The following is a 23,540-nucleotide window of genomic DNA, read 5'->3' on the forward strand; positions in this document are numbered from 1 at the left end:
CCGCGCCGGTCAGCCCTCGCGAAGGCCGTGCTCCACGCAGGTGGCCGTCCAGCCGGTCGGGATCACCTGGACCTTCATCCGGCGGCGGCACGACGGGCAGAAACGCGGCGGCTCCAGCTCGCGGGCCGCCGCGCACGCCGTGTGGTCGCCGTCGGTCACGGGCAGGCCGCAGCGGTCGCAGAACATCAGAAGGTCGACGACAGGGACTTGACCGGCATCTTCAGGTCCTGCAGGAGTTCCAGGTCGGCGGTCGCCGGGCGGCCCAGCGTCGTCAGGTAGTTGCCGACGATCACGGCGTTGATGCCGCCGAGCAGGCCCTCGCGGGTGCCCAGGTCGCCGAGGGTGATCTCGCGGCCGCCCGCATACCGCAGGATGGTCTTCGGCATGGCCAGGCGGAACGCGGCGATGGCGCGCAACGCGTCCTTGCCCTCCACCACCGGGCGGTCGCCCAGCGGCGTGCCGGGGCGCGGGTTGAGGAAGTTCAGCGGGACCTCGTGCGGGTCCAGCTCGGCCAGCTGCGCGGCGAACTCGGCGCGCTGCTCGATGGTCTCGCCGAGGCCGAGGATGCCGCCGCAGCAGACCTCCATACCGGACTCGCGGACCATGGTCAGCGTCTCCCAGCGCTCCTCGAACGAGTGGGTGGTGACCACGTTCGGGAAGTAGGAGCGGCAGGTCTCCAGGTTGTGGTTGTAACGGTGCACGCCCATCGCGACGAGCTCGTCGACCTGGCCCTGGGTGAGCATGCCGAGGCTGGCCGCGACCTGGATGTCGACGGCCTCCTTGATGGCCTTCACGCCCTCGCGCATCTGGTCCATCAGCCGCTTGTCCGGGCCGCGGACGGCGGCCACGATGCAGAACTCGCTGGCACCGGTCGCGGCGGTCTGCTGCGCCGCCTTCACCAGAGAGGGAATGTCCAGCCACACGGCCCGTACGGGTGACGCGAAAAGGCCCGACTGGGAGCAGAAGTGGCAGTCCTCCGGGCAGCCGCCGGTCTTGAGGGAGACGATGCCCTCGACCTCGACCTCGGGGCCGCACCATGTCATCCGGACGTCGTGTGCCAGCTGCAACAGCTCGGGAAGGTCCTCGTCGGGGAGCCTCAGCACTTCGAGGATCTCCGGTTCGGAGAGGCCGGCGCCGTCGGTCAGGACTCGGGCCCGCGCCCGGTCGAGGATGTCTGGCATGCCCGTACCCTACAGAGTTCCCGGGTCGGTGGACCTGTCGGCGCTGGGTGATAGTTTCCGTTTCTCATGATCTCTGGGGGTGTCTTGGCGGACTGGTTGGAGGCGCTGGACCGTCTGGCTCACGAGCGGGCCAAGGCGGGGCTCACCCGTCAGCTGCGCCCGCGGGCCGCCGGTGACGCCGTCGTCGACCTCGCCGGCAACGACTACCTGGGGCTCGCCACGCATCCGCGGGTGCTCGGCGCGGCCCGTGCGGCGCTCGACGATTTCGGTCTGGGGGCGACCGGTTCCCGGCTGGTCCGCGGGTCCACCGACGTCCACATAGCCCTGGAGTCGGCGTTGCGGGACTGGCTGGGCGCCGAGGACGCGCTGGTCTTCTCCTCCGGCTACCTGGCGAACCTGGCCGTGGTCCGGGCCGTCGCGCCGCTCTGTGAGCTGGTCGTCTCGGACGCGTACAACCACGCGTCGCTGATCGACGGCTGCAAGATCTCCGGACTGCCGGTGAAGGTCGCGCCGCACAACGATCCGCAGGCGGTCGCCGCCCTGCTGGACGCGCATCCGGGGCGGGCCGCGGTGGTCACCGAGTCGGTGTTCTCGGTCGACGGCGATCTGGCCCCGCTCGCCGAGCTGCACCGGGTGACGTCGGCCCGCGGCGCCCTGCTGATCGTGGACGACGCGCACGCGATCGGCCTGCTCGGCGAATCCGGTGCCGGTGGTGTCGCCGCCGCCGGCCTGGCCGGAATGCCGGACGTGGTGGTCACCGCCACGCTCTCCAAGGCGCTCGGCGGCGCCGGTGGTGTGGTCGCCGGCCCGCGGGCGCTGGTCCGGCATCTGGTCGACACCGGTCGCAGCTTCATCTACGACACCGCCCCTGCGCCGGCCGTGGTGGCCGGGGTGCTCGCCGCCGTCGAGGTGGCCCGGGACGCCGGTGACCGGCGGGCGCTGCTGTTCGAGCGCGGCGCCCGGATCGCCGCCCGGCTGCGCGACGCCGGGCTGCCCGCCACCGATCCGGCCGCCGGGGTGCTGTCGGTGCCCGCGCCGGGTCCGGAGGCCGCCCTGTCCTGGGCCGCCGACTGCCGGGACCGCGGCGTCGCGGTCGGTTGTTTCCGTCCACCGTCGACACCGGACGGCAGCTCCCGGCTGCGTCTGACGGTGAACGCCGGTGTCCCCGAGGCGGACTTCGCCCGGGCCCTGAACGTGATCGTGGAGTGCGCACCGTGACCGCCGACGTCCCCCATCCCCGTCCCCTGTTGATCCGCAGCGGTGGGCACGGCCTGCCGACCGTCACCGCCGAGCGCCGGGAACCCGATCCGCTGCCGTCGCACGGCGGGAGTCCGGGGACGGAGGCTCCGCCCGTACCCCCGAAGGAGCCGCAAGCGACTCCGGCACCGGGACCACAGGCTCGCGGCGCCCGGCCGGACCTCGGCGAATGGCATGGGATCGTGCTGGTCACCGGCACCGACACCGAGGTCGGCAAGACCGTCGCGACCGCCGCCGTGGCGGCTGCCGCCCAGCAGGCCGGGCTTCGCGTCGCCGTGATCAAACCCGGTCAGACGGGGACGGCGACCGGCGCGCCCACCGATGCCGACGTGATCACCCGGCTGGCCGGGCCGGAGACCGTGCGCACCCTCGCCGAGTACCCCGAGCCGCTCGCCCCGCTCGCCGCCGCCAAGGTCGCCGATCTCCCCCCGCTCGATCTCTTCGACGTCGTCGACGCGGTCCGCGCCGAGGCCGACAAGCACGATCTGGTCCTGGTCGAGGGGGCCGGCGGCCTGCTGGTCCCGATGGGCCTGCGCCCGTCCGGCGAGCCGTGGACGTTCGCCGACCTGGCCACCACGCTGGGTTCCGGCATGCTCGTCGTCGCGCGGGCCGGTCTCGGCACCCTGAACCACACCGCCCTGACCCTGGAGGCGCTGAACCGGCGCGGGGTGACCGCCAAGGTGATCCTCGGCGCCTGGCCGCACGAGCCCGAGCTGGTGCACTGGGCGAACCTCGGCGAGCTGGTCCCGCACCTGGTCGGAGCCCTGCCGTCGGGTGCCGGGTCGATGGATCCGGGGGTCTTCCGGCGGTCCGCTCCGGGGTGGCTGACGCCCGCGCTGCATGGCGTACTCGACAACTGGCGCGTCTGGGCGGAGGAGGCAGGATGAGGTCATGCAGACTGGCGGCGTGGCTTTCACCCTGACGATCGATTGCGGCGGCGGCGGTATCAAGGGCTCGGTGCTGGACGAGGCCGGCACGATGCGGGCGCATCCGATCCGGGTCCCGACGCCGTACCCGCTTCCCCCTGAGCTTTTTGTGAAGACGCTCGTCGGCCTCGGCGAGCAGTTGCCGAAACCGGACCGGGTGACGGTCGGGATGCCCGGCATGATCCGGCACGGTGTGGTGGTGGCGACCCCGCACTACGTGACCCGCAGCGGACCCCGGACCAAGGTCGACCCGGAGCTGGTGGACGCGTGGACCGGGTTCGACGCGCGGACCGCCCTGGCCGACGCGTTCGGCCTGCCCACCCTGGTGCTCAACGACGCCGAGGTGCACGGCGCGGGGGTGGTCGCGGGCACCGGCTGCGAGCTGGTGCTGACCCTGGGGACCGGGCTGGGCTGCGCGTTGTTCGACGGCGGCGAGCTGGCGCCGCACCTGGAGATGTCGCAGGCGCCGATCCGCTGGGGGATGTCCTACGACACCTACATCGGTGAGCACGAGCGCCGGCGGCTCGGGGACGCGCTCTGGTCACGCCGGGTCCGCAACGTGATCGAGGGTCTGCGGCCGGTCTTCATGTGGGACCGGGTCTACCTCGGCGGTGGCAACTCCCGCCTGATCACGCCCGCGCAGCTGGCCCGGATGGGCGACGATGTGGTGGTGGTGCCGAACACTGCGGGAATCGTCGGCGGGGTGCGTGCCTGGACCCTCGGTCAGCGCTGATGTCCGCGCGTCCGGGGGCGGTGCTCCTGGATTTCGGCGGCGTGCTGGCCGACGCCGCGCCGACCGGCCGGTCCGCACCGCCGGAGCTGGTCCTGCGGGTCTACAACCTGATCAAGGGCACGCTCGCGCCGGGCCGGATCCAGCGGTCGTTCGCCGAGGGTGCGGCGGCCTACGCGCGGTGGCGTGACGAGGATCATCCGGACGAGATGCCGCAGGCGGAGGTCTGGGAACAGTTCGTGATCCACGACTGGCCGGCGCCGGCGCAGGCGTGGATCCGGACGTCCATCGCGCGTCTCAGCTACGACTGGGCCTGGCAGGACTGGGTGGTGCGCCCGGGCATTCCGGACGTGCTGGAATTCCTGGCCGGCGCGGACATTCCGATGGCCGTGGTCAGTAACACGCTGGCCGGCGCCGCGCACCGCGACTTCCTCGACAAAGCAGGCTTGTCCCGATATTTCGGCATTCAGGTCTACAGCGACGAGGCGGGCGTCCGCAAACCCAACCCGCAGATGATCTGGAACGCCACGGACTTCCTCGGCGTCTCCCCCGCGAACTGCTGGTTCGTCGGCGACAGCCGCCGCCGCGACATCCTCTGCGCCCGCCGCGCCGACGCCGGGCACGCCGTCCTGATGCGCTCCGCCCGCACCGACGCCGAGGACCCCGCCGCCTGGCCCGCCCCCGACCTCGAGGTCACCGACGGCCACACCCTGCTCACCGCACTCCGGGCGACTTCCTGACGCCCCCTGTCTCGTACGAGCGGGGCGGGAGTCCCGTGACCCGACGCGACCGGCCAGGAGTCACCTCCCGGCCGTCCCAGGCCGCCGGCTCATGCCCGCCCGCACTCCCGCCGGGTCACCGAGCGGCGACGACCTGCCAGACCGTGGTGCGCCGGATCGCCACGCTCTCCAGCTCCTCGTTGACCGGCACGTCGTAGACGGCACGCTCGATCAGGCCCTCCGGCAGGTACGCCCGCCCCGGATCGCCGACCAGCACCAGCGAGCCACGCCCGGCCGCCCGGCGCAGGAACGGCAGCACCCGTCCGGCCATCTCCCGGCTGTAGAACACGTCACCGGCGAGCACCACCCCGAACTGCTCGTCCGTGTCCAGAAGGTCCTCTTCGACGGCTTCTACGCGTACCCCGTTGATCTGCGCATTGGCCTGAGCGGCAGCCAGCGAGAGAGGGTCGATGTCGTTGGCGGTGACCGGCCGCGCCCCGGCGAGGGCGGCGGCGACCGCGACCAGACCGGAGCCGGTCGCCAGATCGAGCACGCTGCGCCCGGCCACCAGGTCCGGATCGTCGAGCACGTGCCGCGCCAGCGCCTGACCACCCGCCCAGGCGAACGCCCAGAACGGGGGCGGCTGCGACGCGCCGCCCGCCTCGGTCGCCTCCCAGAGCGCGATCGGCTCCGCGGCCTGATGGAGGGTGACCTCGGGAACGAAGGGAACCGGTGACGGCACGGTATGGGCGTGGACGAACTCCAAATGCACCTCCCGATTGTGCCGGTTTCGCTCAGTCACACGCCGGGCGGGCCGATCAGCCCGTCATCGGGGTTCTTCGGGAGGGGGCAGGAGTGCCGACACGGTGGCCCGCTGCCCTCTTCGGCGCCGGCATGCTGGCGCTCTCCCTGACGCTCGGGCGTGAGGAGGCGTGGCAGAGCGCGGTACGCCTGATCGCCGGCATCGCCGCGGTCGCCGCCGTGATCGTCGGCATGCGCGCCGGACGGCCCGACGACCGCATCCCGTGGTGGGTGCTCGCCGGCTCGATGGCCCTCTCCGCGACCGGCGGCGCGGCCGTCGACGCCCCGCCCTGGCTGACCACCCGGATGACGTGGCTGGTGCCGGTGGGCAGTGGGGCGCTGCTGCTCTCCTACCCGCTGCTGGCGCTGGCCCTGGCCACCTTCGTGCACCGGCGCACCAACGCCGCCCGGGACCGGGCCGGTCTGCTGGACGCGCTCACCGTCACGTCCGGCGTGGCCCTGATGATCTGGACGTTCGTCGTCGGCCCGCGGATGGTCGACGCCGGCCTCAACTGGGCCGACCTGGCGATGCCACTGGCCGACCTGCTCTGCCTGGGCCTGCTGATCCGGCTGGCCACCATGCCCGGCCGGCTGGTCGCCCCCGGGCACTGGCTCGGCACCGGCACCCTGGTCCTGCTGGTCTCGGACGTGGCCGGTTCGCCGCTGTACGGGCACCTCGCCGTCTACCTGACCGCCGGCCTGGCCGCGCTGCTCCCGACGATGGCCGAACTGACCCGGGCCGCGCAGGAGCCGGCCGCCGAGGACAGCCGGTCCCGGCTGGCCCTGCTCGGGCTCGCCGCGCTGGCCGCCCCGGCGGTGCTGGTCGTCAAGATGTACCGGGACACCGCGGCCGGCGGCCTCACCGGCGTGGCCGCGCTCAGCATGCTGATGCTGCTGCTGGTGCTGGCCCGGATGGCCGGGATCATGACGAGTCACCGGCAGGCGCTGGCCCGCGAACGGGCCCTGCGCGGGGCCTCCGCCGCCCTGGTCTCGGCCGTCGACAACGAGGGCGTGGGTCTGGCGGTACGCACCGCGGTGGCCCAGTTGCTCCCCGGGGACGTCCCGCACGGTGTCGTGCTGGCGATCGCCATCGCCCAGGTGGAGCCGCCGTCCCCGGAGGGCGCGGCCCAGTCCGCGGTGGACCGGGCCACCGGCACCGCCGCCCGCCTGGTCACCACCCGGGACGTGGACTGGGCGGTGGCGGTACGCCTGACCCAGTTCACCAAGACGCTGCGCTGCCCGCTGGTGCTCAAGGACCGGCCGACCGGTGACCCGCTGGTCGGCGTCCTGCACGTGGGCGCGCCGACCTGGGCGCTGCTGGCTCTGCAACAGTCGGTGGAGGTGCTGGCCGGCCAGGTCGCGCTGGCCCTGGAACGGATCGCCCTCGGGCACGAGGTGGCCCGGCGCAACAGTGAGACGTACTTCCGCACGCTGATCCAGAACACCGCCGACGTGATCACGATCCTGGACGAGGAGGACCGGATCCAGTACGCCAGCCCGTCCGCGGTCGGCGTCTTCGGCAACGACCCGAGCGGTATCCGGCTGCCCGAGGTGATCCACCCGGACGAGCGGGGGCGCCTCGCCGAGGTGCTGGCCGCCGTCCGCGAGGGCGAGCAGGTGATGCAGGAACTGGACTTCCGCGCGCACGGCGCCGACGCCCTGCTGGAGATGCACTGCCGCGACCTGCGCGCCGAACCGACGGTGTCCGGCCTGGTCATCACCATGCGTGACGTCACCAAGCAGCGGAACCTGGAACGCGAACTGACCCACCAGGCCTTCCACGACGCGATGACCGGCCTGGCGAACCGGGTGCTCTTCACCGACCGGCTCAAGCACGCCCTGGCCCGCAGCGCCCGCGACGGTTCGGTGGTCGGCGTGCTCTTCATCGACCTGGACGACTTCAAGATCGTGAACGACACCCTGGGGCACGCCGTCGGCGACCAGCTGCTCATCGAGGTCGCCCACCGGATCGCCGGATCGCTGCGGGCCGACGACACCGCGGCCCGGCTCGGCGGCGACGAGTTCGCCGCCCTGGTGGAGAACGTCAACGACCCGGGCGCCGTCGAGGAGACCGCCAACCGGATCCTGGCCGCCCTCGCCGAACCGGTCGTCACCGATGCGAAACCGCTGTACGCGGTCGCGAGCATCGGCATCACCACGACACCGGAGGCCAACGACGCCGACGAGCTGCTGCGCCAGGCCGACCTGGCGCTGTACGTGGCCAAGGGCGCCGGGAAGAACCAGTGGCGGCGCTACCAGGCGCACCTGCACAACGAGATGGTGGCCCGGCTGGAACTGCGGTCGGCACTCGACCACGCCGTCAACGAGGGCCACTTCCTGCTGCACTACCAGCCGATCGTGGATCTCGGCTCGGGAGCGGCGGTCGGCTTCGAGGCGCTGGTCCGCTGGCAGCATCCCCGCGAGGGCATCATCACGCCGGACCAGTTCATCGAGGTCGCCGAGGAGAGCGGCCTGATCATCCCGATGGGGCGCTGGGTACTCGAGGAGTCGCTGCGGACCCTCGCCGGATGGCAGCGGATCCTGCCGCCCGGGACGGCGCCGTACGTCAGCGTCAACGTGTCGGTCCGGCAGTTCCGGGAAGCCGGATTCGTGGACCAGGTACGGGGTGCACTGGCCCAGTACGCGGTGCCGCCGCAGGCCCTGATGCTGGAGATCACCGAGACGCTGCTGGTCAAGGACGACGAGCGGATCTGGACCGATCTGGCCACCCTGCGCGACATGGGCATCCGGATCGCCATCGACGACTTCGGCACCGGCTATTCGTCACTGAGCTACCTACGCCAGCGCCCGATCAACGTCATCAAGATAGACAAGACGTTCATCGACGACATGGTCACCAGCCCGCAGCCGCTGGCGCTGGTCAGCGGGATCGTGAGCCTGGCCCAGTCGCTGGGCCTGACGGTGGTGGCGGAGGGCATCGAGACGGAGCAGCACCGGGACGTGCTGCGGCACATGGGGTGCCCGCTGGGGCAGGGGTACCTGTTCTCGAGCCCGCTGGGGCCGACCGAGGTGCTGGCGTGGCTGCGCAACGCCGAGCCGCTGGCCGTCTGAACATCCGCGGGTACGCGCGCCGAAAGTGACCACCCTCCCAGGCGCGCCGAAAGTAACCGCCAACCCGGGCGCGCCGAAAGTGACCGCCGGCCCGGGAAAGTGCTCGCGGAAATCCGTCCGGGCCGCCGCCCACTATCACGGCGGGTTCCGCGCGGCACGGATTCCCCGGAACGATACTTGTCCGGAACGACGATACGGAGCCGTTGCCGTTCTGTGGGGTGACCGGCCACAAATCCGAGATCCGCAGCCGTTCCGGGGTGATCCGGGGGTGATCCGGGGATGCCCCTGGGGTGATCCGCCACAAATCCGGGGCCGTCGCCGTTCCGCATCGCCCGGTCACAAATCCGGAAGCCGTCGCCGCCCGGTGGCCACAATCACGGTGTCGTCGTCGACCGACGGCCCCAATCCGGCAACCGATGTCGGCCCTGCCACCACAAATCCAGGGGCTGTCGCCGACCTGCCGCCACAATCCGGCGGCCGTTGCCGGGCTGCGGCCGCAATCACTGAGCCGTCGGCGACGGGCCGCATTTCAGGGGCAGGTCAGCCGGAGAAACGGCGCCACCGGCTCCCACCGGGCGACGCCGTTTCTCGACGGTCATCGCTTGGCGTGGTAGGCCTCGACGACGTTGCTCGGGATGCGGCCCCGCTCGGAGACGTTGTGCCCGTTCTTGTTGGCCCACTCGCGAATGGCCTGGTTCTGGTCACGGCTGGACCGGCTCGACGCGACCGGCGCCACCCGGCGGGCGGCGGTGGGAACGCCACCGCTGCGGCCGAGACGGGTGGCCGCGGTGAGGTAGGGCTCGAGGGCCTTGCGCAGCTTGCCGGCGTTCTTCTCGGACAGGTCGATCGTGTAGTTGACGCCGTCGAGCCCGAATTCGACGGTGCGGTCGGCCTCGCCGCCGTCGAGGTCGTCGGTCAGAAGGGTAATAATCTGCTTGGCCATGTGTCTTCGCTCCTACAGCGATGTCATTCGGTTTGACGGCTGTGCCCGCGCGGAGTCTAGGCCCCGAATCGTCGTCGTCGCATTCATTCTGTCGCGCCCCCGGTATCCAGTGCAAATTGCCCCTCTTGGCATGTCGCAATTGCCACTGCGATCGGCGGCCTACCGAACCGGCCGGACACGGCCCCTTTTCGAACCTGTGAATGCGTCACGTGATCAGCGCCGGGAGCGCTCCCAGCGTCACCGACGATACTGATTTCCCGGCATCTCGGGAGCCGCTCCACGACATACCGCCGCAAAACCCTCCAGCTGCAATCCTCGGTGGACGCCCTTCGCTGCCCTGCTACGCCGCGCACCGAGAATGCGAGGCCGTTCGGCGGAAGAACGCCACCGGGAACGAACCGGCCGGCACCGAATACGGCAGGTAGAAGCAATCTCCGGACCGACGTGGGCCGACTGAGAGCCGGTCTGACCCGGCAGCCAAGGCCTGACTCAGTCCGGCTCTCAGTCCGGCTCGGCCCGACCCAGTCCGGCTCGGCCCAGCCCAGTCCGGCTCAGTCCGGCTCGGCGTTCGCTCAGCGTGAACGGGCGGGACGGAGGCGCCCGCAACGGTGTAAGCATGTAATCAAGTAACTTCTGGGGAGGTTGGACATGCGCATCCGTGTAGCTCCGCCCGGCGGGCGGACCGAACCACCCGAAGCCGACGACGCCGCGGCCTGGATCACCGGTGCCGTTCCGGACGGGTGGTTCACCGAGCCGCCCGAAGTCGTCATCGACCGCGACGAGATCATCATCTGGGGCCGGCTGGCACCGCCGGAGCTGGGAGCCGACGCCACCGAGGCGGACCGGGCCGCCGGGCAGGGCGGCCGGATCGCCCAGTTCCGCGAGGACACCCGGGACGCCCGGATCCGGGTGGCCCGCCAGGTCGAGCACCGCTACCAGCGCAAGGTCGCCTGGGGCCTGCGCTGCGGTGACACCGCCGAACTCTTCACCCACCTGGCCGCCCCCGTGATGACCCGCCTACGCCAGCCGGAGCGACAGGTCCTCGACACCTTGGTCGACGCCGGTGTCGCCCGGTCCCGCTCCGAAGCCCTCGCCTGGTGCGTCAAGTTGGTGGGCCGCCACACCGAGGACTGGCTGACCGACCTGCGCAACGCCATGACCCAGGTGGACGAACTACGCCGCCAGGGCCCCACCACCTGACAAAGCCCGCCACCCGACAAGACCCCACCCGGGCAGGCCGCGGAGCACCAGCCTGAGGCCTGCCCGGCCCACTCAGCTCGGCGACGAGGGCTTTCGGTCCCTGACCGGCAGACAGCGGGCCCGGCAGCGGGGGTCAGCGGCGGCCCGCCGACGGGGTCAGCGGCGGACCCGGCGGCAGGGTCGGCGGCGGAAAGTGGTTGCCGGGGACCGTAGGCTGGGCAGCGTGCTTCGTCAGGTCACCGCCACCCGTTACGTCACTCCTCTCCGTGAAGGCGGCTCGCTGCCCGGCGTCGTCGAAGCCGACGACCTCGGGACATATGTGGTGAAGTTCCGCGGCGCCGGTCAGGGCCCGAAAGCCCTCGTCGCCGAGGTGATCTCGGGGGAGCTGGCGCGGCGGCTGGAGCTGCCGGTGCCGGAGCTGACCCGGGTGGAGCTGGATCCGGTGGTGGCGCGGGCCGAGCCGGACGAAGAGGTCCAGGAGCTGATCAAGGCCAGTGCCGGAAACAACCTCGGCATGGACTTCCTCCCGGGCTCCCTCGGTTATGACCCGAACGCCCACCCGGTGGAGGCCGGGCTGGCCAGCCGGGTTCTCGCGTTCGACGCCTTCGTGGAGAACGTGGACCGCAGCTGGCGCAACCCGAACCTGCTGATCTGGCACGGCGAGCTGTGGCTGATCGACCACGGCGCCACGCTCTACTTCCACCACAACTGGCCGCGGGCGGCGAACGTGGTGCACCGCGCGTACCGCTGGGACGATCACGTCCTCAAGCCGTATGCCACCGCGCTCGCGACCGAGGGGCCGCGCCTGGCCGCCCGGATCACCCCGGAGCTGCTGGCCGAGGTGGTCGCTCTCGTGCCCGAGGAGTGGCTGGACGACGGCGACGGCGATGCCTATCTGAAGCATCTCTCGGAACGCGCCGCCCAGCCGGAGGCGTGGCTGCCGTGACCTCCACGAAGACCCCCTACGAGTACGCGATCATCCAGGCCGTCCCCCGGATCGAACGCGGCGAGACCATCAACGTCGGCGTGCTGCTGTATTCCCAGCGGCACGATTTCCTGTCGGCCGGCACCCACCTGGACGAGACCCGCCTGCGCGCCCTGGACCCGGCCGCCGACGTCACGGCGGTCGCCACCGCGCTGGCCTCGTGGGAGAAGACCTGCCTCGGCGGTGGAGCGTCCGCCGAGATGCGCCTCGGCGAGCGTTTCCGCTGGCTGGTCGCTCCGCGCAGCACCATCCTGCGGGCCGGTCCGGTCCACATGGGTCTGGCCGCTGACCCTGCCGCCGAGTTGGAGAGGCTCGTCGAACTGCTGGTCCGATAGATAGTCGAACTGCTGGCCTGATAGATAGTCGAACTGCTGGTCTGATAGATAGCCGTGAGGACTGCGGTGTGGCCGACCCCGCCGGAGCCACAAAACGCGGCACGGCTGAATCGGTCACGAAACCAGTGGATGCTCCTCGCAAACATCAGCCCCGCAAAGTCGACCCCGCTTGGAACACCTCGGCCCTGCCCGGAACAGGGCAGAGCCCTGCCCGGGACAGGTCAGCCCTACCTTGAACCGATCGGCCCGGAACAGGTCAGCCACGCCCTGAACAGATCGGCCCCGGCTCGGGACCGACGACGCACGTCGAATCCGCTCAGAACACGTCGACCGCGCGACGACGCAGATCGACCCGGGCCCGCGAGCCACTGGGCGAGTGGCAACTGACCGTGTCACCGGGCCGGATCCGGGCGTCCGAGGCGTACAGCGAAGCGAGCTTGCCCTCCGCGGACTGATCACCGCCATCGGCCGCCAGCAGCAAGCCGGCGATCTCGTCGATGACGGCGACGTCCCCGGCATCCGCGGCCGGCAGGTCCTCCCACGCCGCATCGAACGGGCGGTCGCCCAGCTCGTCGGCGGCCGTCGCCAGATCACCCCAGATGTCCCAGAGCAGCAGCTCGTCGCCGAACCGGTGCGCCACCTCGTTCAACACATATTGCCGGACCAGGCGGGCACCGCCGATCGGACTGCCACGGCCGACCCCGAACAGTGCCGGGTCCTCCTCGCCGCGCCGGATCGACCGCCAGGCCTGCGCGGCGGTGCGGAATCCGCCCGGGGCGAGCGGCACGTCGGCGACGTCGACCGGGAACCCCGCGGCGGGGTCGAGCTGCGCGTCCGTGGCGATCCAGCGGCTGCCGTCGTGGTATTCGGCGATGACGTGGTCGCCGTGGAACCCGGCCTCCAAGTAGTCGGCGAAGCCGATCCGGCTGCGTGCCGGGATGCCCCTGGCTCGCAGGATCGACACGGCGAGCAGGGTGAAGTCACGGCAGCACCCGACGATCCGGTCGGTGGCCGCCAGCGGTTCGTCGAGTGGTCCGGTGAGGTGGCAGGAGTCGAGCATCCGCTCGACCCAGCGGTTGTTGATCTCGGCCAGTCGATCGGGTGGGAAGTCGATCCCGGAGGCGCGGTAGTGGACCACCAGGTTGCGCACCGCGGCCGCGATGCCGGCGACGTCCTCCGGCAGGGCGGACAGGCGGCCCAGGTGACGGCCGGGGTCGGAGTAGGCGGTCTGTCGCGTGTAGTCCATCGGTATCACCCTTCGAAAGGTTGTGCGACGTGCACGAACGGGTCGGTGCCGGAGAGCCGCTCCCAGAAGTCGAGGTAGATCTCGCGGACCGGCGCTGACCGGAACATCCCGGCGCCCACAACGTGCTCCTCGACCGCCTGGTAGGCCCGCATGATGCGCGGGTGGAAGGTGTCGTCCCGGCTCACCTCGGTGTATGCCACGAGGCGCTCCGGCTCGATCCGGATGGTGACCCGGCCGGTGGGCTCGACCGGTCCGGTGAACGGCACGCACACCTCGATCGATCCGGTGCTCTCCGGCGTGACGATCCCGTGGTAGATCACCCAGTGCTCGCCGGTGGTGACGGCGTGCTGCTCGTCGAGGGTGTCGCGGATCGCCCACTCCAGCGTGTTGATCGCGGGCACCAGGCCGTCCTGATCCGTCTCGGCCCGCATGGTGGCGACCTTGCGCTGGGGCTGAAGGCGGGTGTGCACCTCGTGCTGGAACTCCGGCTCGGACCCGTGTGCCAGCAGGCTCCGCAACCAGGTGTAGCTGTGCTGCCGGGCCGCCATCGCCTCCTGCTCGCCGGCCCACCAGCGGTCCAGCCGGCCCACGAACTCCGGCTCCGGCCGGTTGACGATCTCGGCGATGACGGTCAGCGGCATGCCGAGCCTCCGCAGGTGGCCGATCCGGTGGGCCAGCACGAGTTGGTCGGGGTGATACCACCGGTAGTTGCTGGCCGGGCTCACCGAAGCCGGCACGAGCAGCCCCGTGGTCTCGTAGATCCGCAGCGCCTTGACCGAGAGTCCGGTGCGCCTGCTGAAATCCCCGATCGTCATGGAGGAGAGGTGACGAGGCCGTTGCTGTCCCATGCGAACGATGGTGAACCCTGCCCCAGGGGACGAGTAAAGGGACAACCGGCGGAAAGATTTCCCGGCAGACTGGGCGGATGCAGCTGCCGCTGAACCCCCCGGTCAAGCCGATGCTCGCCAAGCCGGTCGCCGACATCCCGCCGGGTCAGCTCTACGAGCCCAAATGGGACGGGTTCCGGTCGATCGTCTTCCGCGACGGCGACGAGGTGGAGATCGGCAGCCGCAACGAGAAACCGATGACCCGGTACTTCCCCGAGCTGGTCACCGCCGTGCTGGCGGCGTTCCCGGAGCGGGCGGTGGTCGACGGCGAGGTGATCGTGGCCGACACCGGGCGCAACACTCTCGACTTCGAGGCCCTGCAGCAGCGCATCCACCCGGCGGCCAGCCGCGTCCGGCTGCTCGCCGAGCAGACCCCGGCGAGTTTCGTCGCCTTCGATCTCCTGGCGATCGGCGACGAGAATCTCACCGACCGGCCGTTCAGTGAGCGGCGTGAGCGCCTGGTGAGCATTTTTCAGGATTCACCCCCGCCGGTGTACGTGACGCCGGCAACCGATGATCTCGACACCGCCCGGCGCTGGTTCGACGAGTTCGAGGGCGCCGGCCTGGACGGCCTGATCGCCAAGGCCCGTGACCTGACCTACCAGCCCGACAAGCGGGTGATGTCGAAGATCAAGCACAAGCGGACCGCCGACTGTGTGGTGGCCGGTTACCGCGTTCACAAGTCCGCGGACGACCGGATCGGCTCGCTGCTGCTCGGTCTGCACGACGAGCGGGGTGTCCTGGTCAGTGTCGGCGTGATCGGCGCGTTCCCGATGAAGGTCCGTGAGGAGCTGTTCGCGGAACTCCAGCCGCTGGTCACCGAGTTCGAGGGGCACCCGTGGAACTGGGCCGCCCACGAGCAGGGCGAGCGCACCCCGCGCAAGAACGAGGTGAGCCGCTGGAACGCCGGCAAGGACCTGTCGTTCACGCCGTTGCGCCCGGAGCGGGTCGTCGAGGTGCGCTACGACTACATGGAGGGTGTCCGGTTCCGGCACACCGCCCAGTTCGAACGGTGGCGACCGGACCGTGATCCCCGCACCTGCACCTACGAGCAGTTGGAGCGCCCGGTGCGCTTCGACCTGGCCGAGGTCCTGACAAGCCGTTGACGGAGAAGGCTCTGAGCAAGCCGTTCACGGAGACGGCCCTGAACGAGCCGTTGACGGATACGGCCCTGAGCAAGCCGTTCACGGAGACGGCCCTGAACGAGCCGTTGACAACGGCGGTTCCGACCAGCCGTCGACGAGGAGAAGACGAGACGAGGAAGAGGCCGGGCACCGAGCAAGGACGAAAGCACCGGATAGGGTCGTGAACGTGGATCGTCGCTCCCGCCTGGTCACCGGGCTCCTAACCGCCGTGATCGTCGCCACCGCGGGTTGCACCCTGCCCACGTTCGCGCCCACCGGCGCCGACGACCCGGTGCGCCCGTCCGGTTCCGGCGGCGCCTCCACCCCGGGCGCGCTCGCCCAGTGGACGCCCTGCCCGGACGTACCCCGCGATCTGGTCGGCCGTGCCGCCTCCGGGATGACCTACGAGTGCGCCACGGTCGCCGTCCCCCGCGACTGGGAGAACACCGCGAGCGGCGAGACGTACGACATCTCGATGATCCGGATCCGTTCGGACCGGCAGAAGAACCGGATCGGTTCGCTGATGCTCAATCCGGGCGGGCCGGGCGCCTCCGGTGTCGACTACGCGGTCTACCTCTCCTTCGGCCAGTCGCTCGGTGGTCTGCCCACCGAGGTCACCGACCGGTTCGACATCATCGGTTTCGACCCGCGGGGCATCAGCCGCTCCAGCCCGGTCAAGTGCATCCCCGACGACGACCAGGACGCGAGTTTCGCGGCGAACCCGGATCCGGCGAGTCAGGCCGAGTTCGATCAGCTGGTCACGCTGAACAAGAAGATCGGTGCCGCGTGCGGCGCCAAGTACGGCGATCAGCTGAAGTACTTCTCCACCGAGCAGACCGCCCGGGACATGGACGCGTTGCGTCAGGCGACCGGCGACCCCAAGACCACCTATCTCGGCTATTCGTACGGCACGCTGCTCGGCGCCACCTATGCGCAACTGTTCCCGCAGAACATCCGCGCGCTGGTGCTGGACGGTGCGGTCGATCCTACGGAGACGTACATCCAGAGGTCGGAAGCGCAGGCGAAGGGCTTCGAGCGGGCTTTCACCAACTTCACGGCGTGGTGTGCGACGGCGGCGGCCCGCTGCCCGATCGCGCCGGACGCCCGGGGTGCGGTGACCGACGCGCTGGCCGCGGCGAAGACGTCTCCGTTGCGGTCGGCCGACGGCCGTGAGGTCAGCGCCGGCTGGATCTTCACCGGGCTGATCTCCTCGTTGTACTCCGAGTCGGGCTGGACCGAACTGGCTCAGGCCATCGCCGATCTGCAGGACGACGACCCGGCCGGGATCATCGAGTTGGCCGACGGCTACGCCGAGCGGGGCCGGGACGGCAGCTACACCAACATGTTCGACGCGAACCTGGCGGTGAACTGCACGGACGCCGACGACGTGCCGGGTCTCGACGAGATCCGCAGGCTGCAGAGCGAGTGGCGGACGAAGTACCCGCTGTTCGGTGCGCCGCTGGCGGTCGGCATGCTGCCGTGCGTCTCCTGGCCCGGCAAGCGGGACGCCTACCCGTCCGGTGAGGCGAAGGGCGCGCCGACGATCCTGGTGGTCGGCACCACCGGCGACCCGGCGACGCCGTACGAGAACACCGCCGACCTGGCCGACATGCTGGGCGTGGGGCAGGTGGTGACCTGGGAGGGCGAGGGGCACACCGCGTACCCGTCGACGTCCTGCATCGTCGACGCGGTGGACGATTACCTCATCGATCTGCGTGCGCCCCAGGTGGGCCTGCGCTGCCCGGCGAAGTGACGTCGGTGGAGTTCCGCACGGCCACCCGCGCCGACGTCCCGGCGGTCCTCGGCCTGCTCGCCGACGACGACATCTCGCGGCAGCGCGGGTTCGGGGTCGTCGGGGAGGACGTGGACGCCGGGGTGTGGGCGGCGTTCGAGGCGATCGACGCGGACGACCGCAACGAGTTGGTGGTGGCGGTCGAGGACGGCGAGGTGGTCGGCACCTGCCAGCTCACCTTCATCCCCGGGCTGAGCCGTGACGGCGCCGAGCGGATGCAGATCGAGGCGGTCCGGATCCATGCGCGGCTGCGCGGGCGGGGGCTGGGCGGCGAGCTGATCCGCTGGGCGGTGGACCGGGCCCGGGAGCGGGGCTGCCGGATCGTGCAGCTCACCACGGACAAGCGCCGCACCGACGCCCACCGGTTCTACGAGAAGCTGGGGTTCGAGGCGTCCCACGAGGGCATGAAGCTCACTCTTCGAGGGCTTTGAGATCGCGGTTCTTCGACGGCTGGACCCGTTTCGGCTCGCCGGGCATCTTCGGGTGGTCCGGCGGGTAGGGCAGGTCGCCCAGGCCCGCCTTCTCGTCCCGGTCGACCCAGTCCAGTAGCGGCGTCAGGTCGTACGCGACGTCGTCGATCGCCGCGTGGGCGTCGCCCGACGCGGCGAACCGGGCCGGCGCGGTCCGCAGGTCGAAGTCGTCCGGTGCGACCGAGTCCAGCTCGTCCCAGGTCACCGGCATGGACACGGTGGCCCGGGCGTTGGCGCGCAGCGAGTACGCGCAGGCGATCGTCCGGTCCCGCGCCATCTGGTTGTAGTCGAGGAACACCCGGTCGCCGCGTTCCTCCTTCCACCAGGAGGTGGTGATGCCGGCCGGGTTGCGCCGCTCCACTTCGCGGGCCAGGGCGATGGCCGCCCGGCGCACCTGGACGAAGGACCAGTCCGGCCGGATCCGCACGTAGACGTGCACGCCCCGGCCGCCGGAGGTCTTCGGGAAGCCGGTCCAGCCCAGTTCGGCGAGCACCTCGCGGACGACGCCGGCGGTCGACACCACGTCGGTGAAGCCGAGGCCGGGTTGCGGGTCTAGGTCGATGCGCAGTTCGTCGGGGTGGTCGGGGGCGGCGGCGCGGACCGGCCAGGGGTGGAACACCACGGTGCCCATCTGCGCGGCCCAGGCCACGTGGGCCAGGTCGGCCGGGCACAGTTCGTCGGCCGTGCGCATGCTGGGGAAGCTGATCGTGGCGGTGGTGATCCAGTCGGGGACTCCGCGGGTGGGGATCCGCTTCTGGAAGAAGGTCTCGCCGGCCAGTCCGTCGGGGAAGCGTTGCAGGGTGGTGGGGCGGTCGCGCAGCGCGCGCAGGATGCCGTCGCCGACGGCCAGGTAGTAGTCGAACACGTCGCGCTTGGTGTAGCCGCGCTCCGGGAACATGATCTTGTCAGGGCTGCTCAGCCGCACGGTGTGCCCGGCGACCTCGATCTCTTCCGCGACGGCTTTCGGCATGCCCCGACCCTAGACGCCGGAAGGCCGGAGGGGAGGCCGTCGACGGCCTCCCCTCCCTCCTGATCGGATCAGGCCCGGCGACGCCGGGTGTAGTAGACCGCCGCGCCGCCGGCCGCGACCAGCAGGCCGCCGAGGGCGAGGGTCCCGCCGAGCGGGGCGCCGGTGAGCGGCAGGGTGCCGCCGGAGCTGCCGGAGTCGACGCCCGCGCCGCCGACGCTCTGGTCCGGGCTGGGCGTGAAGGTCGCCGCGTCGACGCCGCTGCCCGGGGCCGAGGCGACGCCGCCGGTGGGGCCGAGGTCGTTCGGCGCCGGGGAGCTGGTGGCCGGCGCGACGGCGGGCGCGCTGGTCGCCGGGGCGGGCGCGGAGGTGGTCGGCGCCGGGGTCTCCGGGCTCACACTGCTGTATCCGGAGTTGCCCCGGACGTCTCCGGTGGGTGCGGCCGGCTGTTCCGTGCCGTATCCGGCGTTGCCCCGGGTGTTCGCCGGTTCGGGGCTGGTCATGGCGGCCGGGGCACCTTGAGCAGCGGTCTCGGCGGCGAGGGCCGGCGCCCCGGTCAGGGCCAGGGCGGCGAAGACGGTGGCGCCGACCGCCGGAAGTCCGGCGGCCAGCCGACGCGAAATGCTCATGAGGAGTATCCGTTCTGTGGCTGAATGGTTCCGCACGGCAGCTTAGCGATGATTGCCCGTTTTATCCGAAATCATCCCTCGGCGCGTCATCAACTAGGAACACCACCAAAACGGTGACTTCGCCACAAATGCGACAAACGGAACACTTTAAGTTCGAAAAGCGGATCAGCGGCGAACAGACCCCCGCTGTACGGGGCCGCCAACTGCACACTCTCCCCGGAGTCCAGATAGACCGAGACGACATTGCGCCGCCCCCGCCGCTCGGCCCGCAGATCGACCACCTGGCTCCACGGTGCCTCCTCGGAGGCGGTCCGGATGCCGCGCACCCCCACCTCGACGCCGACCCGGCGACCGGACACCGCACCGAGCGCCGCGCCGAGGAGTCCCGGAAGCACCAGCAGCAGCGGCCACACCCATCCCGGCGGCTCGTCCGGTTCCAGCCAGACGATGCTGAGGATCACCCCCGTAGCGAGGCTCGCCGACGCGCTCAGCGCGCCGAGGTACAGAGCATGGCCGAGAACCTGCTGCCAGGTCGGCCGGAACGTAGCCGGGGATGCAGCTTCCATAGACGGCTCAACGGACCGGCCGGCGCCGTGGCCGCACGCCGGGTGCGACACGGGTCACGACGTACCGTTGATGGCATGGCAACCGATGAGACCACCCTGCCGACCACCGAGGACGAGTGGCGGATCCGCCTCAACCCCGACGAGTTCCGGGTGCTCCGGCAAGCCGGCACCGAGGCGGCGTTCAGCGGGGAGTACGTGAACACCAAGACCGAGGGCGTCTACGACTGCCGGGCCTGCGGCGCACCGCTCTACCCGAGTGACACCAAGTTCGACAGCCACTGCGGCTGGCCGTCGTTCGACGACGCCATCCCGGGCGCGATCAAGGAGATCGAGGACCGCGGCCACGGCATGGTCCGCGTCGAGATCCGCTGCGCGCGCTGCGACTCGCACCTGGGCCACGTCTTCCGGGGCGAGGGCTTCACCGCCAAGAACACCCGGCACTGCGTGAACAGCCTGTCGATCAGGTTGGACCCGAAGTAGGGCGCACCTGGTAGACCGTGACGTCCCCGGCCCGGAAACGCTGATCGGCGAACCTGCCGAGGCCGGGGTCAGCGGCGCGGAGACCCCGGCGGCCGGGATCGGGGATCGTGGTGTTCCCGACCGCGACCAGCCACCGGACGTCGTGCTCCCGGGTGAAGGCGTCCACCCGCTCGGCCGTGGGAGCGTGGAAGACCTCGTCGTTGGCCGCCAGCAGTTCCGGTTCCCAGAACACACTGCGATAGAGGGTACGACCGTAGAGCCCGCCACTGGCGAAGGCGGGCTCGGTGTAACTCCAGCCCTCCAGCACGACCTGCCGCTCGGCGAACGCCGCCAGCCAGAAGTCCCGGCTGTCGCACGGTCCCGCGCCGAGCCGGCAGTGACTGTTGGTCGCGACCCGGTCGTGCGGATCGGAGTGGTCCCGCAGCCAGCGCGCGGCCGTGATCGCCCCGGGCGGCATGGCCCGCGGGCCACCGGGCAGAACCCGCTCCCGCATCGGGTCGGCGCTCAGCAGACCGGTCACCACCGGCCGGGTGCCGATCACCCCACTGGCGAGCGCGGTGGCAGCCACCACGATCGCCCCGGCCGCCAGGATCCGGTCCCGGTCCAGACCACCGGCCCGGGCCGCCAGGACCACCAGCAGCGCGATCCCGCCGACCGCGGCGGCCAGGACCAGGTACGGCCGGACCGCCTCCCCCAGCGTCCAGGCGAAGTACCGGCTCGCCGGCGGATCGTGCCCGGCCGTCGCCCGTACCCCGATCAGGGCCGCCGTGACCGCCACCACCCCGGCCACCACCAGCCCGGTGAACAGGCGCGGCGGCCGGCGGCCGGCCGGAAGCAGCGCGGACAACCCGATCGCGGACAGCATCGCCAGGTACGGCGTAGCGGACCGCCCGAAGTAGGTCTGGCTCAGCCCTGGGTGTGCCAGCAGATGCATTCCGCCCACGCCCGCCGCCGCGAACCCCAGCATCACGTGCACGATCGGGTCGGCACGGAACTCCCAGCGCAGCAGACCGACCATGCCCGCCCAGCCGAACATCACCGCGAGCAGCGCGACCCCGGTCAGCACCAGCAGCGCCGGCCAGTCGTCCGGCGGGCCCTGCCGCCCCAGCACCGCCCAGCCCAGCGGGGCGAACTTGACCGTCTGCAGCGGGTGGATCTCGGTGCCCTGCGAGCCCGTACCGAAGAGGACGATCTGGGCGAACCCCAGCCAGCCTCCGGTGACCAGCAGGGCCGGCAGTTCCGGCCCCGGCGGCTCCCGGCGGACCAGGCGCACGAGCAGCGCGACCACCAGGCCGCACAGCAGCATCGGCAGGAAGGTGGCCTTGGCACCGGCCAGCGCACCGGTCAGCGCGACGAACAACACCCAGGACCCACGGCCGCCCGCACCCCGGAACAGGTCCAGCAGCACGGTCATCAGGACCACGAAGAGCAGCGCGGCGTACGTCTGCGTCGGGCTCACCCACAGGTTGTCGGTGATCACCCCGGCGTCCAGGGGTCTACCGGTCCACGCCGTCGGCACGGTCACCGCGCCGATCAGCGTCATCGTCACCGCCACGTTCCCCGGCCACCACCGACCGGTGATCCGGTGCACGAGGGCCGGGACCGCGAGCAGGAACGCGGCGATCAGCGGCACCGGCAGCAGCCGCATCACCAGCACCTGCGGCTCGGCGCCGGTGATCCAGCTCGCCGCGGCGCCGTGCGCGTGGACGAACCAGTGGTAGTCCAGCCCGGTGCCGGCCACCCACGGGGTGTCCAGCGGCACGTCGTGCTTGAGCAGTCCGACCAGGGCGATCTGGAACGGGAGGTCGACGTGCATCCCGGACGCGGCCGGTTCGTCGAGCGCGTTCCACCGGAACACCCCCATCGACGCGGTGAGCATCGTGAAGGTCAGCGCCCCGCCGGCCGTGGCGAGGACACCGCGCGGGAGCCGCCGGCCGCTGCCGCGCCAGAACCGGCGCAGTCGCGGCACCGCGGCGAACGCCAGGACGGTGGCCACCGGCCAGGCCAGGACGGCGAGCGGGACGCCCAGCGCCCGGCAGAGCAGATAGACCGGCAGTTCGACGGCGAGTCCGACAGCGGTGCCGAGAGCCGCGTCGACCGGCAGAAGACCGGCGCCGCCCCGCAGGGCACGCCGGATCAGGGTGCCGGGCAGGGTGATACAGAGAATCGAGTACGCCGTGAAGGCGGCGAGGACGGCGACGCTCACCGCAGGGTGGACGCCGGCGACGGCCTGACGTTCTCGTGCGGCTCCACCGGCAGCACCGTCCGGTCGCCGGTGCCCGTGTCGGTGTCGGTGTCGGTGTCGGTGTCGAACGCGACCAGGAACCGCGGACGCCGCTGGGTGGCCGCGTAGATCCGGCCGACGTACTCGCCGAGCAGACCGAGACAGATCAGCTGCACCGCGCCGAGCAGCAGCATCACGATGTAGAGCGAGGTCCAGCCGGGCACCACCACGCCGGACGCCCAGGCGACCATCCCGCTGACCATCAGGCCCAGACAGAGCAGGAAGGTGACCAGGCCGAGCCAGGTGGCGACCCGCAGCGGCGCGGCGGAGAAGCCGGTGACACTGTCCACGCTCAGCTTGACCATCCTGGTCAGGGGGTATTTCGTGGTGCCGGCCACCCGCTGCGCCCGGGTGTATCCGACCTCACCGGCCGGGAAGCCGAGCGACGGCACCACCAGCCGGTACACCGGCTGCTGCTCGGGCAGGTCGTTGAGGGTGTCCACGACCGCCCGGCTCATCAGGCGGAAGTCACCGGCCTGGCCACTGACCCAGGGACCGAGCAGCCGGCGCATCAACCAGTAGTACGCCCCCGCGGTACCCCGTTTGAACGCGGTGTCGGCGCTGCGGTCGTCACGGACGCCGTACACCACGTCGAGGTCCTCGGCCCGCGCCTTGGCCAGCATCTCGCCGATCATCTCCGGCGGGTCCTGCAGGTCGGCGTCGATGCTGACCACGTACTCGCCGTGGGCGGCGCGCAGGCCGGCGGCGAGGGCCGGCTGGTGGCCGACGTTGCGGCGCAGCTTGACCACCCGCAGCGCGGGCCAGCCGTCACGCAATTCCATCAGCCGCGCCACGGTGGCGTCCCGGCTGCCGTCGTCGACGGCCACCACCTCGTAGGTCACGTCCAGGCCGTCCAGGACCGGGCGGAGGCGGGCGACGAAGTGGTCGACCGCCTCCCGCTCGTTGTACATCGGGGTGACAACCGACAGGATCAGCATGATTCCGT

Annotated in this window: 23 protein-coding genes; 12 read left to right on the top strand and 11 right to left on the bottom strand. The window is 71.3% G+C overall.

Going from position 1 to position 23,540, the window contains the following annotated elements; all coding sequences use genetic code 11:
- Positions 1–9: 9 nt before the first annotated feature.
- Both bsaP and bioB read right to left on the bottom strand, forming a co-directional pair.
- Positions 10–189: a biotin synthase auxiliary protein BsaP gene (bsaP, locus tag QSK32_RS24775; RefSeq protein WP_502872557.1), complete on the bottom strand. Its 180-nt coding sequence runs from the start codon at positions 187–189 to the stop codon at positions 10–12.
- A complete protein-coding gene (gene bioB / locus QSK32_RS24780) occupies positions 186–1,181 on the bottom strand; it encodes a biotin synthase BioB (protein WP_285473323.1) in 996 nt (331 codons plus the stop codon). The genes bsaP and bioB overlap by 4 nt, the downstream gene beginning before the upstream one ends.
- Before the next feature lie 84 nt (positions 1,182–1,265).
- On the opposite strand from bioB, the gene QSK32_RS24785 reads away from it, so the two are divergent.
- The 4 genes from QSK32_RS24785 (at position 1,266) to QSK32_RS24800 (ending at position 4,834) form a co-directional block, all read left to right on the top strand.
- Positions 1,266–2,399, top strand: a complete 1,134-nt coding sequence (locus QSK32_RS24785; protein WP_045743053.1) for an 8-amino-7-oxononanoate synthase — start codon at positions 1,266–1,268, stop codon at positions 2,397–2,399.
- Between the two features lie 218 nt (positions 2,400–2,617).
- Positions 2,618–3,325, top strand: coding sequence for a dethiobiotin synthase (gene bioD, locus QSK32_RS24790; RefSeq protein ID WP_045743113.1), 708 nt, complete (start codon positions 2,618–2,620; stop codon positions 3,323–3,325).
- 19 nt (positions 3,326–3,344) lie between these two features.
- On the top strand, positions 3,345–4,097 hold the full coding sequence (locus tag QSK32_RS24795; RefSeq protein ID WP_157411070.1) for an ROK family protein: 753 nt from the start codon (positions 3,345–3,347) through the stop codon (positions 4,095–4,097).
- Complete coding sequence (locus tag QSK32_RS24800; protein WP_285473324.1) at positions 4,097–4,834, top strand: HAD family hydrolase; 738 nt, start codon at positions 4,097–4,099, stop codon at positions 4,832–4,834. The genes QSK32_RS24795 and QSK32_RS24800 overlap by 1 nt, the downstream gene beginning before the upstream one ends.
- A gap of 115 nt (positions 4,835–4,949) precedes the next feature.
- Here QSK32_RS24800 and QSK32_RS24805 read toward each other — a convergent pair whose 3' ends face one another.
- Positions 4,950–5,585: a class I SAM-dependent methyltransferase gene (locus QSK32_RS24805; RefSeq protein WP_045743114.1), complete on the bottom strand. Its 636-nt coding sequence runs from the start codon at positions 5,583–5,585 to the stop codon at positions 4,950–4,952.
- Between the two features lie 83 nt (positions 5,586–5,668).
- Here QSK32_RS24805 and QSK32_RS24810 point away from each other — a divergent pair, with 83 nt between their 5' ends.
- On the top strand, positions 5,669–8,686 hold the full coding sequence (locus QSK32_RS24810; protein ID WP_045743056.1) for a putative bifunctional diguanylate cyclase/phosphodiesterase: 3,018 nt from the start codon (positions 5,669–5,671) through the stop codon (positions 8,684–8,686).
- Positions 8,687–9,281: 595 nt separating this feature from the next.
- On the opposite strand, the gene QSK32_RS24815 is transcribed toward QSK32_RS24810, so the two are convergent.
- Positions 9,282–9,629, bottom strand: a complete 348-nt coding sequence (locus tag QSK32_RS24815; RefSeq protein WP_045743057.1) for a histone-like nucleoid-structuring protein Lsr2 — start codon at positions 9,627–9,629, stop codon at positions 9,282–9,284.
- Between the two features lie 648 nt (positions 9,630–10,277).
- On the opposite strand from QSK32_RS24815, the gene abmR reads away from it, so the two are divergent.
- The 3 genes from abmR to QSK32_RS24830 all read left to right on the top strand — a co-directional run bounded on the left by abmR (position 10,278) and on the right by QSK32_RS24830 (position 12,149).
- Positions 10,278–10,829 (top strand): ATP-binding transcription factor AbmR, encoded by a 552-nt coding sequence (gene abmR / locus QSK32_RS24820; RefSeq protein ID WP_045743058.1) that lies wholly within the window; start codon positions 10,278–10,280, stop codon positions 10,827–10,829.
- A 223-nt stretch (positions 10,830–11,052) separates the two neighbouring features.
- A complete protein-coding gene (locus QSK32_RS24825; protein ID WP_045743059.1) occupies positions 11,053–11,775 on the top strand; it encodes a HipA family kinase in 723 nt (240 codons plus the stop codon).
- A complete protein-coding gene (locus tag QSK32_RS24830) occupies positions 11,772–12,149 on the top strand; it encodes a DUF3037 domain-containing protein (protein ID WP_045743115.1) in 378 nt (125 codons plus the stop codon). Before QSK32_RS24825 ends, QSK32_RS24830 begins: the two co-directional genes overlap by 4 nt.
- A gap of 316 nt (positions 12,150–12,465) precedes the next feature.
- Here QSK32_RS24830 and QSK32_RS24835 read toward each other — a convergent pair whose 3' ends face one another.
- The gene (locus QSK32_RS24835) at positions 12,466–13,395 is read right to left on the bottom strand and encodes a transglutaminase-like domain-containing protein (protein ID WP_045743060.1); all 930 of its coding nucleotides are present in this window, start codon (positions 13,393–13,395) and stop codon (positions 12,466–12,468) included.
- A gap of 5 nt (positions 13,396–13,400) precedes the next feature.
- Positions 13,401–14,210: a MerR family transcriptional regulator gene (locus tag QSK32_RS24840; RefSeq protein ID WP_245673989.1), complete on the bottom strand. Its 810-nt coding sequence runs from the start codon at positions 14,208–14,210 to the stop codon at positions 13,401–13,403.
- A gap of 110 nt (positions 14,211–14,320) precedes the next feature.
- Between QSK32_RS24840 and QSK32_RS24845 the strand changes: the two genes are divergently transcribed.
- From QSK32_RS24845 to QSK32_RS24855, 3 genes are all read left to right on the top strand, one after another.
- Positions 14,321–15,388, top strand: a complete 1,068-nt coding sequence (locus QSK32_RS24845) for an ATP-dependent DNA ligase (protein ID WP_045743062.1) — start codon at positions 14,321–14,323, stop codon at positions 15,386–15,388.
- Positions 15,389–15,593: 205 nt separating this feature from the next.
- Complete coding sequence (locus QSK32_RS24850) at positions 15,594–17,159, top strand: alpha/beta hydrolase (protein WP_045743116.1); 1,566 nt, start codon at positions 15,594–15,596, stop codon at positions 17,157–17,159.
- Complete coding sequence (locus QSK32_RS24855) at positions 17,156–17,629, top strand: GNAT family N-acetyltransferase (RefSeq protein ID WP_045743063.1); 474 nt, start codon at positions 17,156–17,158, stop codon at positions 17,627–17,629. The genes QSK32_RS24850 and QSK32_RS24855 overlap by 4 nt, the downstream gene beginning before the upstream one ends.
- Here QSK32_RS24855 and ligD read toward each other — a convergent pair.
- From ligD to QSK32_RS24870, 3 genes are all read right to left on the bottom strand, one after another.
- A complete protein-coding gene (gene ligD, locus QSK32_RS24860; protein WP_045743064.1) occupies positions 17,610–18,638 on the bottom strand; it encodes a non-homologous end-joining DNA ligase in 1,029 nt (342 codons plus the stop codon). The genes QSK32_RS24855 and ligD overlap by 20 nt on opposite strands.
- A 68-nt stretch (positions 18,639–18,706) precedes the next feature.
- Positions 18,707–19,264, bottom strand: a complete 558-nt coding sequence (locus tag QSK32_RS24865; protein ID WP_052720523.1) for a hypothetical protein — start codon at positions 19,262–19,264, stop codon at positions 18,707–18,709.
- Positions 19,265–19,353: 89 nt separating this feature from the next.
- Positions 19,354–19,830: a hypothetical protein gene (locus tag QSK32_RS24870; protein ID WP_045743118.1), complete on the bottom strand. Its 477-nt coding sequence runs from the start codon at positions 19,828–19,830 to the stop codon at positions 19,354–19,356.
- 75 nt (positions 19,831–19,905) lie between these two features.
- On the opposite strand from QSK32_RS24870, the gene msrB reads away from it, so the two are divergent.
- Positions 19,906–20,310: a peptide-methionine (R)-S-oxide reductase MsrB gene (msrB, locus tag QSK32_RS24875; protein ID WP_045743065.1), complete on the top strand. Its 405-nt coding sequence runs from the start codon at positions 19,906–19,908 to the stop codon at positions 20,308–20,310.
- Here the strand turns inward: msrB and QSK32_RS24880 are convergent.
- Both QSK32_RS24880 and QSK32_RS24885 read right to left on the bottom strand, forming a co-directional pair.
- Positions 20,291–22,516 carry a hypothetical protein gene (locus QSK32_RS24880; RefSeq protein WP_285473325.1) on the bottom strand — a complete coding sequence of 742 codons (2,226 nt, stop codon included), beginning with the start codon at positions 22,514–22,516 and terminating at the stop codon, positions 20,291–20,293. The two genes, msrB and QSK32_RS24880, sit on opposite strands and share 20 nt — an antisense overlap.
- Positions 22,513–23,532 (bottom strand): glycosyltransferase family 2 protein, encoded by a 1,020-nt coding sequence (locus tag QSK32_RS24885; protein ID WP_285473326.1) that lies wholly within the window; start codon positions 23,530–23,532, stop codon positions 22,513–22,515. Before QSK32_RS24885 ends, QSK32_RS24880 begins: the two co-directional genes overlap by 4 nt.
- Positions 23,533–23,540 lie beyond the last annotated feature (8 nt).

It is taken from the genome of Actinoplanes sp. NBRC 101535 (assembly GCF_030269225.1).
Classification (GTDB): Bacteria; Actinomycetota; Actinomycetes; order Mycobacteriales; family Micromonosporaceae; genus Actinoplanes; species Actinoplanes rectilineatus.